Genomic DNA, 13,663 nt, shown 5'->3' with positions numbered 1-13,663 from the left:
CGCTGCCTTGATTATACCGACTATCATTATTGTTTAATAAGTTGTCGGCATAAATAAATACCGACCGACAGTATTACCTTGTTTTATAGCCGTTTTGGGTCATTAAAGTACGTAAAAAAATATCATAAAAAAATGACAAACAGCGGCTGAAAATACAAAGAAATGCCAAATTGCATGGCTGTACTTTTTGTTTTTTCTGACATAAAAAATAGTGCCTAAACCATAAATAATACCTCCCAACGCGAGTAAAAACATACCTTCAGGTGCAAGTTTTTCATTCAGTTTATGTATGAATGTTAGGGATATTAAGCCTAGGCCTAAATAAGTTGAGAGAGATAATTTTTTATATTTATTACCAAACTTAACCTTAAACGCGATACCTAAAATGGCTAAGCCCCATATAATTGCTAATATGGGCGGGCCAATGTCATCACCTAATGTCACTAGCATTAGCGGGGTATATGTTCCCGCGATCAATAGATAAATAGCACAATGGTCGAGTAACTTGAATATGCTTTTTGCCCGTTCATGTAATAACGCATGATAAAGCGTAGAAGCGCTAAATAGCAAAACTAAGCTAGCACCATAAATGCTAAAACTGATCACCTTCATCATGTCAATTTGTATCCAGGCTAAAGTCACTAAAAGGGTTAAGCCAGCAACGCTAAGCAATGCCGCTAGCCCATGACTTACTGCATTGACAATTTCTTCCGCTACGCCGTATTCTTGAATTTGCACGTTATATTCCTATTTCAGTGTACACTTGTACGCTGAGTATGATAGCAAACCATGGCTTTGAATGCTAGTGGTCTGACCTTTGCTGTTCTGAACTCGATGAAAGTGGAGAGTGATGATATTATCGTTGAGAAATAAAGGCTGCTAAAGCCTGGCTTAAACCAACTGAATTAAACCAACTGAATTAAACCAACTGAATTAAATAAGTAGTGAATGTATAAAAACCGATCGTACTTAATGGACTTGGTGAAATATAAAGCGCTTAGTATCAGGCGACAGAGAGGACTTTGAAATTTAGTTTTATTTTTAGAATGAGCTGAATGCTGAGTTTTTATGGTTAAACTCAAAAGGTTAAATGCTAATTTTACGATCAATCAATGATCAAGTTGCGCTTAAATAAACGGGTGATATATAAGCGCAAATAAGAGCTACAAGGCGAGATCGATGACCATTTCACGCAACTCATCTTTTGAAATCGAGTTGTCATGATTTTTATCAAAGCGATTGAATATGGTTTCACACATACGAATGCCCTTATCTTGTAATAAGCAGTCAATCAATTCGACAAATTCACTTCTATTGATGACCCCATCCTTATCTTCATCAAACACTTCAAATAGTTCATCTACCCACTGATTTAATTCCATCAGTCATCCTCTTATTTGGCGGTTAATTCCTATAATAGACTTTATCGTTATTTTAGGAATATGTGAATGATTAATTCTGTTATTTCGTGTAATTGCATGTTTTAGACCTATTAGCTTATTTTTAAGGGGTGAAGTGGATTAGGGATATCTACTTAATAGGTGAGATAGAGATAATAAATAGATAAATTTATAGTTTACATATCAAATATACTGTCGATACTTAACGGCAAAATTTTTTAGCCTTATTTTGCAAATGACGACAGAGAACTTTGCAAACTTCTTAACGTATTTTTTTGACTGTAATAGATAATTTTAGCCATTAGCGTGTATTGAAATAAATATATTTTAAAAAAAGTGTAATAAAGTCGACAATGTTAAGACTAAGCAGTCAATATTTTAAAAGGAAGATAAAATGACAATAAATTGGAATAATTTATTTAAAGCGAACTTACTCATTTGGGTGATAGGGCTTAGTAACATTAGTTTGGCTGAAAATATTTCAGACCAGCAATTGACGTTAGAAAACTGCCATGTAAATGGCATAAGACAGCAAGTGCAATGCGGCACCTTAGTGACTCCAGAAAATTATGAAAAACCCGACGGTGTTCAAATTGATATTAATTTTGTTGTCTTACCCGCGATAGATAACAGTAAAGAAAAACTGCCGTTAATGTTCTTAGCCGGAGGGCCTGGTCAGGCAGCAACTGAGCTTGCTAGTCATATTTACCGTGGCTTTAATGAAATCAGAAAGACTCGCGATTTAATCCTTATCGATCAACGTGGCACCGGCAAGTCGCATGCATTGCAATGTGAAGATTCATTGGAAGTAGATCCCTACACCAGTCTACCAGAAGACTTTTCAATTACTGATATTGAGCAATGTATAGCTCAACTTACAGGTGACTTGAGTCAATATAACTCAGAAAACTCTATTCGAGACTTTGATGCGGTTCGAGCAGCGCTAGATCATCAACAGGTCCATATTTATGGCGGCTCTTATGGCACACGTGCGGGTTTAGTTTATATGCGTATGTTTCCAGTATCGTTAAAGAGTGTGGTACTCGACAGTGTTGGTCCAATTGAAGTGCCAATTGGCTTGTTTGGTAAAAGTGCTGAGCAGTCTTTTATCAAGCTAATCGAAAACTGCCAGAATGAGACAAGTTGTGCTGGACATTACCCTGATTTGGCCAAAGAGTTTAGCGCCATAACTGATAAATTATTACAAGCACCTGTCACAGTAGAAATTGCTCACCCAAGATTAGGGACCAATACTGCATTTACTATCAGTAATGATAAGTTTATTTCTGCTATACAAATGCAATTGTACTCGATGGAAACGCGGAGTTTAGTACCCTTATTAATTCATCAAGCGTATTTAGGTAACTATAAACCATTGGCCGGCCTTATCGCACAGGGCGAAGGTGGTATGGGCATATATATAGGTTTGCATTTTAATATTGTTTGCAATGAAGACTATCCAAAAATATCTGCCGACATGAAAGCTGATGACGCTGATAACAGTTTCGCTAAAGGCATGAGTTTAGTGATGGTTGGCAAAGTATGTTCTGCTTGGCCTAAGTATCAACCGAGTAATGAATTTTATCAAACAGTAACCGCTGATATTCCAACCCTCATTATGTCAGGTGAATTAGATCCTGTAACGCCAGCGAGTAATGGCGAAAAGTCCCATGTAAATTTACCTAATAGTCATCACATTATATCTAAAAATAACGCACATATAGTAGCTTCTACAACTTGTGGTATCACAATAGTTAATGAATTTTTAGAAAAACAAGCGCCAAAGGAACTTGATGAGTCATGTCTAGAAGAGATCCCTGACGAGTCATTTATGGTAGGTCTAAATGGTGGCGTAGTAGCAGAAGTATCGCCGAGCCCTATGCCAACCGAAGCAAAGGAATAAGTCATGATTGAAGTTAATAATTTACATAAAAGTTTTGTCAGTAAGAAAAATACCGTTAAAGCCTTGGATGGCCTATCTTTTACTGCCAAAGATGGTGAAATTACCGGCATATTAGGTCCAAATGGCGCGGGTAAAACGACCTGTTTACGGACGCTTTACGGTTTACTTCGAGCGGATGAGGGCTACGCGACGATTGATGGCATTAAAGTAACAGAAGAACCTATTAAGGCACGCAAGCTCTTAGGTATTTTTCCTGATAAGTTTGGTTTATATGAACGACTAACCGCTTATGAACAAATTGATTATTTTGCCAGCATACATGGCATGAAAGGCGCTAATAAGCATGCCGCCATTGAGCAAATTCTCTCTGATTTAGAAATGACAGAATTAGCACATCGCAAAACAGTGGGTTTTTCTCAAGGCCAACGCATGAAAGTGACTTTAGCTCAGGCTTTAGTACATCAACCGAAAAATTTTGTACTCGACGAGCCAACCCGCGGTTTAGACGTGATGAGTACACGAGTTTTGCGTAACCATTTAGCTAAATTTAAAGAAAAGGGTCATTGTATTTTATTTTCTTCCCATGTAATGCAAGAGGTTGCTGCACTGTGTGATCGCGTGATTATCGTTTCAAATGGCAAGTTAGCGGCTCAAGGCACGCCACAAGAGTTATGTGATTTAGCGGGCGAGAAATTATTAGAAGATGCCTTCGTTAAATTAATAGGCTCAGATGAAGGAGTAGCAGCATGATGCAATTAAAAGCCTTAATGGTGAAAGAGTTTAAAGAAGCTTTTCGTGACAGGCGCGCCTTAATGGTGGCGATGAGCATGGCCTTATTGATGCCCGTTATGATTATGGTGATGTTAAAAGTGGCGATTAAAGAAGCCGTGGATAACCCCGCAGTATATGTAAAATATAGTGGTGAGCAACATGCACCAAAACTGATTAAAGCACTACAAGACGAGAACATTTTATCTTTTGCTGATGTACCTGAAGATGAAGAGCGTAACTGGAATGAGCGTAATATTGAATTGAGTATTCCAGATACTTTCACTGAAGATATGGCCGCTGGCAAACCCATTGAATTGACCTTACGCGCGGATTACAACGAGAAGTCGTTATCATCGCCTATTCGGCGCATTAAAGATGTTGTGAGCGAACACTCTCTGATAATAGGTTATAAGCGGCTATTAGTGCGCGGTATTGATACGAAATTATTGCAACCCATTAAACTACTTGAGCAAGATACTTCACTGCCCAGTAGTAATGCGGTGATGATCTCTCTAATTTTAGGAGTCTATTTAATGATGGCTGCGTTTATGTCAGGTTTACCGGTGGCGATTGACTCCAGCGCTGGCGAAAGAGAGCGCAATGTATTGGAAATGTTATTGTGCCAGCCTGTTAGCACCTTAAAAATAGTGTTAGCTAAGTTGAGCTGCGCCAGTTCAATTTCCATTATCTCCATTATCTTAATGTTAGTACTTACCTCCGTTGCGATGAACTTTGTTGACCTTACCAAGATAGGTGCAAGTTTTAGTATTGATGCCAGTACCTTTGCAATTTTATTGTTGTTATTGGTACCTATTTGCTTTCTGGCGGCTTCACTACAATTATTATTCGCTTTTCAGGCCAAGAGTTTCAAAGAGGCGCAATCAACGGTGACTATGTTAATCATGGCGCCTAGCTTCATCCCATTTGCGTTAATGATGATGGATGACAAACCTGCTTGGGTCGAATGGGTGCCGATTTCGGGTCAGTCATTGTTAATGGAAGATGTATTTAAAGGCTTACCGATAGATTGGAACGCCTTATTATTTACCAGTATGGCGACCATCGGTTTAACCGTGGCATTGGTGCTAATATTAGCCAAACGTTTAACCTCTGAAAAAGTAGTGATGTCGTTGAGTTAGAGATTGTCAGTAGGATTGTATAAAATGAATAACCCAGTAGAATTAGTCATCCAAAAACAAGACTGTTTTAAAACGGCTAAACATAAACTGGGTTATTCATTGAGCAATCAAGCAATATTTATTAACTGGATTTCTGAACATGAGAAACTCCTGCGTCATATTATTAATGGCTTTGAAGCCATTCCTGCAATTCAAGAAGAGCTTTTTCAAGAAATTGCCTTAAACATATGGCGAGCTTTACCTAGCTTTCGTGCCGACTCAGCCGTTAAAACTTTTATTGCGCGAATTGCTCATAATGTTTTAGCAACGCATGTCGCTAAAGCCGTTAAAACGGTAAAAACAGAGCAAGGTTTTCAGCCGGTAGATAGCACGAGTTATGAACCAGTAATAAATGATACTTCAGTTTGTCCGCAACTCACACCATATCAATCACTAGATCAAAACCAAAGACAACAGCGACTTGCTCATGCCATTCGTCAGCTGAAGCTTGAACAGCAGCAAGTCATAACCTTGGCGCTTGAGGGGATGAGTTATCAAGATATTGCTGACGTGTTAGCAATATCTATTAACTTAGTTGGCGTTAGGCTACAAAGAGCAAAGGCAAAATTGATGCAATTGTTGGAGGCAGTATGAGTGAAGAAAACGATAAAATTAAAATGGCGAGCGAAAGTGAGCAATCAACCAGCGAACATGTCTCTACAGAAATACTGCTGTCTCATAGAGAAAAGCAAAGTGCTGATATGCCTGAATTACCGGATGATGCTTGGGCAGAGCTCACTCAAGATTGGCAAACACAACCGACGATAAAAACCGATGTGTTAGCTTTAGTGAAGCGAACACGGCGTAGAACTATTGGCGCAAAATTTTGTTTCGCACTAAATATTGTTGCAACCATCGCTTTATTTATTGCATTTTTATACGGTGTATATAATGGCGAATGGGGAGAGCCTTTTAATATTTATCTTGGACTCGGCAGCTTGTTGTCACTAATTTTTGTTTATTTTGAAACTAAGATCCGTGTCGCAACATGGTCACAGCTTTGTGACAGTCCTGAAAAAGCTATAGACAATGCGATAGCGAGCAGTAAATCATCAATGCAATACATGTGGATTACAAAAATTTCATTTTTACCGTTTTTACCGCTGATTAATTGGTTTGTATATACCGTAAGTCAAACAAGTAGCAAAGCAGTTTTATCGGCATATTTAATGGCTAATGGCTTTATGGTTGTTGTATATATCGTCGTTGACTACCTACATCGAAAACGTAAACAAGAATACCAGCAGCTATTAAAAGCTAAGTTAGCATAAAAATCAGGTTTATTTGTTTTTATGAAATAATATGCAAATTTATTGTTTTTTGTTCGCATTAAATTTGTTGTTATTGCGATTTCAAGGCGGTATATTAGTTTGAATTATTTATTGAAGTGAGTGATAAAAGTTTTTATCACTCACTTCAAAGTATATTTGATTGCAAAATGAACTAACAGAGTACGGTTTTTGCGTGTACAAATACTTCAAGTTCAGGCAGAATATGCCGCAATTAATTTTGAACTAACGCCACCCCCAGTATTGCTAATAGCAGACTATTTGAGGATAAAACATGTTTACACGTGATATGAATATTGCAGATTTTGATCCAGAACTTTATCAAGCAATGAGCAATGAAGTTGTTCGCCAAGAAGAACATATAGAACTCATCGCTTCGGAAAACTACTGTAGTCCACGTGTACTCGAAGCTCAAGGTTCACAGCTGACTAATAAATATGCCGAAGGTTACCCAGGTAAGCGTTATTACGGTGGTTGTGAATATGTTGATATCGCTGAACAGTTAGCGATTGATCGCGCAAAAGAATTATTTGGCGCTACTTATGCCAACGTGCAACCACATGCAGGTTCACAAGCTAACTCAGCTGTTTTTCAAGCCTTAGTTACTCCTGGCGGGAAAGTGTTAGGTATGAGCTTAGCGCATGGTGGTCACTTAACTCATGGCTCACATGTTAACTTTTCAGGTAAGTCATACGAAGCAATTCAGTACGGTTTACACCCTGAAACTGGCGATATTGATTACGTTGAATTAGAGCGTTTAGCAATAGAGCATAAGCCAGAGATGATTATTGGTGGTTTCTCAGCGTTTTCTGGTGTTGTTGACTGGGCGCGTATGCGTAAAATTGCCGACAAAGTTGAGGCGTATTTTTTCGTTGATATGGCACATGTTGCCGGCTTAGTTGCCGCAGGTTTATATCCTAACCCGGTGCCACACGCACATGTTGTTACGACGACTACACATAAAACATTGGCTGGCCCACGTGGTGGCTTAATCGTTTCTGCTTGTGATGATGAAGCAATTTATAAAAAATTGAACAGCGCAGTATTCCCTGGTGGTCAAGGTGGACCTTTAATGCACATTATTGCTGCGAAAGCCGTGGCATTTAAAGAAGCATTAGCGCCAGAGTTTAAAGTGTATCAGCAAAACGTATTAGATAACGCTAAAGCTATGGTGGCAGTATTACAAGAGCGTGGTTATAAAGTTGTTTCTAACAGCACTGAAAACCATTTGTTACTCCTTGATCTTATTGATAAAGATATTACCGGTAAAGATGCAGATGCCGCGTTAGGCCGTGCTCATATCACAGTAAATAAAAACTCTGTGCCAAATGACCCACGTTCACCATTTGTAACTTCTGGCCTACGTTTAGGTACTCCAGCAATTACTCGTCGTGGTTTTGGTGTTGAAGAAACTAAAATAACTACTGGCTGGATTTGCGATATTTTGGATGACATTGAAAACGAAGACGTTATCGCTAAAGTTCGCGCCGGTGTTAGTGAACTTTGTGCTCGTTTCCCTGTTTACAAGTAATAAGTTTTAGCATTAAAAATCTTGTTATTACTTTATTAAACGTCAAGTAATAACCTTAAAATGGCCACCTTTGTGGCCATTTTTTTTAACTGGTTTTTATTTGGTAAGATATTTCGCTAAATGCACTTTTTTCAATTAAAATATCGTGATTAAATTATTCATGACCCATTAACTTCGGAACTCATCAATGTATTGTCCCTTTTGTTCAGCCAACGACACTAAAGTTATCGACTCTCGTTTAGTGTCAGATGGTCATCAAGTGCGTCGTCGTCGTGAATGCTTAGCATGCCATGAAAGATATACCACGTTTGAAAGTGCCGAATTAGTGATGCCACGCATTATTAAGCGAGATGGTTCCCGCGAACCTTTTAATGAAGATAAAATGCGTAATGGCTTATTACGCGCGTTAGAAAAAAGACCCGTGAGCACAGAAGAAATGGAGCTGTCGATTAATAAACTTAAATCACAACTGCGGGCAACCGGCGAACGTGAGGTGTCGAGTGAAATGCTCGGCACTATTATCATGGAGCAACTAAAGAGTTTAGACAAAGTAGCCTATATTCGCTTTGCTTCTGTATATCGTTCATTTGAAGACATTAAAGAATTTGGTGAAGAAATCGCACGTTTAGGCGATGATGAATAATAAACGTATTAATCAACTTGGTATTACTTAATCTAGAGTGGCTTAATGAGCAATTTTTCGTTAAAAGATCATCAATTTATGCAGCGCGCTATTTGCTTGGCAAAGCGTGGTCACTTTACTACGTCACCGAACCCAAGAGTGGGTTGTGTTATCGCACTAAATGGCGAGATTGTTGGTGAAGGCTTTCACAAAAAAGCAGGGCAAGGGCATGCCGAAGTTCATGCGCTAAAACAAGCAGGCAGCAAAGCTAAAGGTGCAACCGCTTATGTCACACTTGAACCTTGCAGTCACTTTGGTTTAACTCCTCCATGCGCAGAAGCATTGATTAAAGCGCAGGTTAGTCATGTTATTGCCGCTATGGTTGATCCCAATCCAAAAGTATCAGGTCGTGGCCTTGAACTATTAGCCGCCGCGGGCATAACCACACAATTTGGTTTGCTGGAACAAGATGCTATCGCATTGAATCCAGGCTTCATTCAATTAATGACTAAAAAGTTACCCTTTGTGCGCTGTAAGTTAGCGGCAAGCCTCGACGGAAAGACTGCCATGGCCAGTGGTGAAAGCCAATGGATAACGTCTCCCGAAGCCCGCGCAGATGTTCAACGCCTCAGAGCGCAAAGCTGTGCAGTTATTTGTGGCGCGGAGTCTGTTATTTTTGACGATGCCAGAATGAATGTCCGTTGGGATGCTTTAGGGGCACTTAAAAATAGTTATGCAGAAGCTGATGTTAGACAGCCAGTGCGGATTATTATTGATGGTAAAAATCGTTTAACACCTGATCTCGCTATCTTTAAAACAACAAGTAAAATATTATTAATTCGACATGCTATTGAAAAAAGCCAAACTTGGCCGCATTTCGTAGAACAAGTCACAATTTCTAAAGCTGAAGATAGTGAACATGTTGATCTAAGCCTATTATTAGCTTATTTGGCCCAACAAGGGTTGAATGACATATTAATAGAGTCAGGAGCGAAGCTAGCGGGCGCGTTTATTAGCGCAAACTTAGTGGATGAGCTCATATTATATCAAGCGCCCAAGTTGATCGGCAGTGATGGTAAAAGTTTAGTGAGTATGCCATCAATAATACAGTTATCAGAGGCTAAGCGTCTTGATATTAGTGATATACGTATGGTGGGTAAAGATATCAGGATAACGGCAAAGTTTAGTTGATAAGCACAGGCACTGATTGGAAACCTATTTTCAGTATAAATAATAATTCATAAGCTATACAGACGACGAGAGACATTATGTTTACAGGGATAATAGAAGCCGTAGGGCGTTTAAGAGCGATTAATAGCTCAGGTGACGGCGCGCGCGTCACCATTGATACGGCAACATTAGACTTGTCAGATGTTAAATTAGGCGATTCAATTGCCACCAATGGTATTTGCCTTACTGTTGTTGCGCTCGATAATGCTAGCTTTAGCGCCGATGTTTCCAGTGAAACCTTAACGCGTACTGGTTTAGCACACTATAAAATGGGTGATAGCGTCAATCTTGAAAAAGCGATGTTACCTACAACCCGATTTGGTGGTCACATGGTTTCGGGTCATGTTGATGCGGTGAGTGAAATTAGCGCTATTGAGCATAAAGGCAATAGCATCGATTATTGGTTAACTATGCCAGCAGAGTTATCAGCATATATTGCCGAAAAAGGCTCAGTGACTATTGATGGCACAAGCCTAACGGTAAATAGTTTAAGCGATGATAAATTCCGTTTAACGATTGTGCCACACACCACAGACCAAACAATTATCAGTAAATACCAGGTAGGCACTAAAGTTAATCTTGAAGTTGATTTAATTGCCCGCTATATAGAAAGATTACTTACCAAGCAAACAGCCGACAAACAAGAACAGTCAGGTGTTACGCATGCGTTATTAGCGCGCAACGGTTTTATTAAATAAAAGAGGTTTTCATGAATTTACACACGCCAGAAGAGATTATCGACGATATAGCTCAAGGTAAAATGGTCATCTTAATGGATGATGAAGATCGCGAAAATGAAGGTGACTTCATCATGGCGGCAGAAAAAGTTACGCCAGAAGCCATTAATTTTATGGCAACACACGGTCGTGGCTTAATTTGTATGCCAATGTCGGCAGAGCGTTGTGAGCTTTTAAAATTACCGTTAATGGTTGATAAAAATGATGCTCAGTTCACTACCAATTTCACTGTTTCTATTGAAGCCGCTGAAGGGGTTACAACAGGAATTTCTGCAGCTGATCGTGCTACAACCGTGTTAGCGGCTGTGGGTAAAAATGCTGATCATCATTCGATTGTACAACCAGGTCATATCTTTCCTTTGATTGCTAAAGATGGCGGTGTACTAAACCGTGCTGGGCACACCGAAGCTAGTGTTGATTTAGCGCGTTTAGCTGGCCTCGAAGCGGCTGCGGTTATAGTTGAAATTTTGAATGAAGACGGCACCATGGCACGTCGCCCAGACCTAGAAATTATTGCTGAAAAACATGGCATTAAAATGGGGACTATTGCCGATTTAATTGAATATCGTAATGCTAACGAAACGACTATAGAGCGCATATCACAATGTAAATTGCCAACTGAATTTGGCGATTTTGACTTAACAGTATTTAAAGACACCATTGACGGTCAAGCACACTTTGCTTTAACTAAAGGTGAAATTAAGCCTGAAGAGCCGACGTTAGTGCGTGTGCATTTAGAAAATACCTTTAAAGATTTATTGTGCAGTCAGCGTGAAAGCGTTGCTAAATGGCCAATCGCTAGTGCCTTAGAAAAAATTGGTAAAGAAGGTGGAGTATTAGTCTTATTAGGCAAGCATGAGTCACCGTTAGATCTTATCGCCCAAGTGCAAAAGTACGCTAAACTTGACGCCGGTGAATCAGTGAAAGAAGTTAAACGTCATGTTGGCTCACGCAACGTCGGCGTAGGCTCGCAAATTTTGGCTAATTTAGGTGTCAGTAAAATGCGCTTATTAAGCTCGCAAACAAAATATCATTCACTGTCAGGCTTTGGTTTGGAAGTGGTAGAATATATCGCTGATTAAGACATACTTTTGCAGGAAGTACGCACACTATTTCAAGCTTAACTTTCCTGAACTATTTTGCAAAGCAATAATAAAAAAAGCGATTTGAAGTCATTTAAATCGCTTTTTTGATCTAGGTAAAGTTGGTATTAGAACCAAATAATACCAAATGTAATAAGTTATTGACCAATTTTAAGCGAGGATAAATTGTTCAAGAATAAGGCGTTTGATTGAGTAATAGCTGGCTATTGGGATTGAAAACAACGCAGTTATTGACGATTTAAACCGCCTTAAAATGATCGATTATTTATTTCAATTGGTATTAATTAAAGTGTTGGCGCTCTTCTATGTAATGTCGATTGTTCATAACCGTAAGCAACTTCAATTAGCTTACCTTCTTGCAATTTACCTGAAAACATTGATAAGCCAACAGGTAAACCATGAACATATCCCATTGGTACTGTAATATGAGGATAACCAGAAATGGCTGCAGCAGAAGAGGCCGCGCCTAAATAATGGTCACCGTTTATCCAATCCGTTTTCCAAGCTGGGCCCGTTGTTGGTGCAATAATTAAATCAAGCTTATGTTTAGCCAAAAGAGCATCAATGCCCTCAGCTTGAGTCGATTTTTTTGCCAATGCTAAAGCGGCGAGGTACCTATCTTCAGTAAGCGGTCCTTTAGCTTGTGCCATGTCAAAAATTTCTTGTTTAAAATAAGGCATTTCTTTATCGGCGTGAGCAAGATTAAAGGCGATTACTGCTTCAAGTGATTTTGGGGTATTATCATCAGTACCTGCAAGATAAGCATTTAAACCATGTTTAAACTCGTATAACAGGACTTCAAATTCAGCGTCGCCCCAGACCTCGGTATTGGTGAAGTTAGTTGAATCGACAATAATCGCCCCTTGAGCTTTTAAGTCTACAATAGCTTGTTCAAATATCGCATCAAGTTGTCCGTGATACCCCATCAGGTTACGTGCGACACCAATGCGCTTACCTTTAATACCGTCTAGCTTTAAATGACTCATATAATCAGTAGGCGCAGCAAGAGCGGCGTTATCATTAGCGTCGACAGCGGTTAATGCTGAAAGTAGCATTACCGCGTCAGTTACTGAACGGGCCATCGGGCCAGCAGTATCTTGACTATGAGCGATAGGAATAATACCGTCGCGACTGACCGTGCCTAAAGTCGGCTTAATACCCACGATGCCATTTATTGCTGATGGGCAAGTAACAGAACCGTCAGTTTCTGTGCCTACAGCCAGTAAAGCTAAATCTGCTGCAATAGCTACGCCAGAGCCAGCACTTGAACCACATGGGCTTGTAGTGATGTCGTACGGGTTTTTACTTTGTCCCCACAGACCACTCCAGCCACTTGACGAAGAGGTTGAGCGAAAGTTTGCCCATTCACTTAAATTTGTTTTACCTAAGATAATCGCACCAGCACTTTTAAGTTGCTGAACCAAAAACGCATCATCTTTTGGGTAGTTATTTTTTAACGCCCAAGAGCCCGCCGTATTGGCCATGCCGTCAATCGTATCGATGTTATCTTTTAATAACACAGGAATGCCATGAAGGGGCCCTACTTTTCCTGATTTTTTATAAATTACATCAAGTTCCTGTGCTCTTTTTATCGCGTTTTTATTGAGCTGGACGACAGCGTTGAGCTGTGGCCCTTGATGATCAATTTTGGCTATTCGGTCTAAGTAATAGTTGACCAAGGCTTCACTAGTTAGCTGTTTATCTGCCATCATGTTATGAGCTTTAGTCACTGTTAAGTCGTGGAATGTCATGTTATTTTGAGAGTGGGCTGATAAAGGGTAAAGCAATACCAGCGTTATAAATATTAGGAAGTTTTTCATGGTGTTTCTATTGTTATTATTTGTGCACTTATATAACGTGAAAAAAACTAATTTGTCTAGTCTAGCGGTAAAGCTTAGT

13 protein-coding genes are annotated in these 13,663 nt (G+C 39.5%); 10 read left to right on the top strand and 3 right to left on the bottom strand.

Going from position 1 to position 13,663, the window contains the following annotated elements; translation table 11 throughout:
- Positions 1 to 102: 102 nt before the first annotated feature.
- Entirely contained in the window at positions 103 to 738 is a 636-nt protein-coding gene (gene trhA, locus A3Q33_RS05225) for a PAQR family membrane homeostasis protein TrhA (RefSeq protein WP_081179030.1), read from the bottom strand.
- A 425-nt stretch (positions 739 to 1,163) separates the two neighbouring features.
- Entirely contained in the window at positions 1,164 to 1,382 is a 219-nt protein-coding gene (locus tag A3Q33_RS05220) for an EF-hand domain-containing protein (RefSeq protein ID WP_077286225.1), read from the bottom strand.
- Positions 1,383 to 1,794: 412 nt separating this feature from the next.
- On the opposite strand from A3Q33_RS05220, the gene A3Q33_RS05215 reads away from it, so the two are divergent.
- The 10 genes from A3Q33_RS05215 to ribBA all read left to right on the top strand — a co-directional run bounded on the left by A3Q33_RS05215 (position 1,795) and on the right by ribBA (position 11,743).
- On the top strand, positions 1,795 to 3,303 hold the full coding sequence (locus A3Q33_RS05215; protein ID WP_081179029.1) for an alpha/beta fold hydrolase: 1,509 nt from the start codon (positions 1,795 to 1,797) through the stop codon (positions 3,301 to 3,303).
- Positions 3,304 to 3,306: 3 nt separating this feature from the next.
- Positions 3,307 to 4,053, top strand: a complete 747-nt coding sequence (locus A3Q33_RS05210; protein ID WP_081179028.1) for an ABC transporter ATP-binding protein — start codon at positions 3,307 to 3,309, stop codon at positions 4,051 to 4,053.
- Positions 4,050 to 5,213, top strand: coding sequence for an ABC transporter permease (locus A3Q33_RS05205; RefSeq protein WP_081179027.1), 1,164 nt, complete (start codon positions 4,050 to 4,052; stop codon positions 5,211 to 5,213). The genes A3Q33_RS05210 and A3Q33_RS05205 overlap by 4 nt, the downstream gene beginning before the upstream one ends.
- 24 nt (positions 5,214 to 5,237) lie before the next feature.
- Complete coding sequence (locus A3Q33_RS05200) at positions 5,238 to 5,846, top strand: RNA polymerase sigma factor (protein WP_081179026.1); 609 nt, start codon at positions 5,238 to 5,240, stop codon at positions 5,844 to 5,846.
- Complete coding sequence (locus A3Q33_RS05195; protein ID WP_081179025.1) at positions 5,843 to 6,523, top strand: hypothetical protein; 681 nt, start codon at positions 5,843 to 5,845, stop codon at positions 6,521 to 6,523. Before A3Q33_RS05200 ends, A3Q33_RS05195 begins: the two co-directional genes overlap by 4 nt.
- Before the next feature lie 292 nt (positions 6,524 to 6,815).
- Positions 6,816 to 8,072 carry a serine hydroxymethyltransferase gene (glyA, locus tag A3Q33_RS05190; protein ID WP_081179024.1) on the top strand — a complete coding sequence of 419 codons (1,257 nt, stop codon included), beginning with the start codon at positions 6,816 to 6,818 and terminating at the stop codon, positions 8,070 to 8,072.
- Positions 8,073 to 8,259: 187 nt separating this feature from the next.
- The gene (gene nrdR, locus A3Q33_RS05185) at positions 8,260 to 8,715 is read left to right on the top strand and encodes a transcriptional regulator NrdR (RefSeq protein ID WP_081179023.1); all 456 of its coding nucleotides are present in this window, start codon (positions 8,260 to 8,262) and stop codon (positions 8,713 to 8,715) included.
- 45 nt (positions 8,716 to 8,760) lie between these two features.
- Complete coding sequence (ribD, locus tag A3Q33_RS05180) at positions 8,761 to 9,885, top strand: bifunctional diaminohydroxyphosphoribosylaminopyrimidine deaminase/5-amino-6-(5-phosphoribosylamino)uracil reductase RibD (RefSeq protein ID WP_081179022.1); 1,125 nt, start codon at positions 8,761 to 8,763, stop codon at positions 9,883 to 9,885.
- Between the two features lie 77 nt (positions 9,886 to 9,962).
- Entirely contained in the window at positions 9,963 to 10,622 is a 660-nt protein-coding gene (locus A3Q33_RS05175; RefSeq protein ID WP_081179021.1) for a riboflavin synthase, read from the top strand.
- Between the two features lie 11 nt (positions 10,623 to 10,633).
- Positions 10,634 to 11,743 carry a bifunctional 3,4-dihydroxy-2-butanone-4-phosphate synthase/GTP cyclohydrolase II gene (gene ribBA / locus A3Q33_RS05170; protein ID WP_081179020.1) on the top strand — a complete coding sequence of 370 codons (1,110 nt, stop codon included), beginning with the start codon at positions 10,634 to 10,636 and terminating at the stop codon, positions 11,741 to 11,743.
- A 305-nt stretch (positions 11,744 to 12,048) separates the two neighbouring features.
- On the opposite strand, the gene A3Q33_RS05165 is transcribed toward ribBA, so the two are convergent.
- A complete protein-coding gene (locus A3Q33_RS05165; protein WP_081179019.1) occupies positions 12,049 to 13,584 on the bottom strand; it encodes an amidase in 1,536 nt (511 codons plus the stop codon).
- Positions 13,585 to 13,663 lie beyond the last annotated feature (79 nt).

Origin of the sequence: Colwellia sp. PAMC 21821 (genome assembly GCF_002077175.1) — a bacterium.
Lineage (GTDB): Bacteria > Pseudomonadota > Gammaproteobacteria > Enterobacterales > Alteromonadaceae > Cognaticolwellia.
Note: the sequence above shows the minus strand (reverse complement) of the source record. Positions and strands in the feature narration are given on the sequence as shown.

Excerpts from the sequence above, each read along its gene's own strand:
- A3Q33_RS05220 (WP_077286225.1), bottom strand. The coding sequence starts at position 1,382 with ATGGAATTAAATCAGTGGGTAGATGAACTATTTGAAGTGTTTGATGAA.
- A3Q33_RS05215 (WP_081179029.1), top strand. The coding sequence starts at position 1,795 with ATGACAATAAATTGGAATAATTTATTTAAAGCGAACTTACTCATTTGG.
- A3Q33_RS05210 (WP_081179028.1), top strand. The coding sequence starts at position 3,307 with ATGATTGAAGTTAATAATTTACATAAAAGTTTTGTCAGTAAGAAAAAT.
- A3Q33_RS05205 (WP_081179027.1), top strand. The coding sequence starts at position 4,050 with ATGATGCAATTAAAAGCCTTAATGGTGAAAGAGTTTAAAGAAGCTTTT.
- A3Q33_RS05200 (WP_081179026.1), top strand. The coding sequence starts at position 5,238 with ATGAATAACCCAGTAGAATTAGTCATCCAAAAACAAGACTGTTTTAAA.
- A3Q33_RS05195 (WP_081179025.1), top strand. The coding sequence starts at position 5,843 with ATGAGTGAAGAAAACGATAAAATTAAAATGGCGAGCGAAAGTGAGCAA.
- glyA (WP_081179024.1), top strand. The coding sequence starts at position 6,816 with ATGTTTACACGTGATATGAATATTGCAGATTTTGATCCAGAACTTTAT.
- nrdR (WP_081179023.1), top strand. The coding sequence starts at position 8,260 with ATGTATTGTCCCTTTTGTTCAGCCAACGACACTAAAGTTATCGACTCT.
- ribD (WP_081179022.1), top strand. The coding sequence starts at position 8,761 with ATGAGCAATTTTTCGTTAAAAGATCATCAATTTATGCAGCGCGCTATT.
- A3Q33_RS05175 (WP_081179021.1), top strand. The coding sequence starts at position 9,963 with ATGTTTACAGGGATAATAGAAGCCGTAGGGCGTTTAAGAGCGATTAAT.
- ribBA (WP_081179020.1), top strand. The coding sequence starts at position 10,634 with ATGAATTTACACACGCCAGAAGAGATTATCGACGATATAGCTCAAGGT.
- A3Q33_RS05165 (WP_081179019.1), bottom strand. The coding sequence starts at position 13,584 with ATGAAAAACTTCCTAATATTTATAACGCTGGTATTGCTTTACCCTTTA.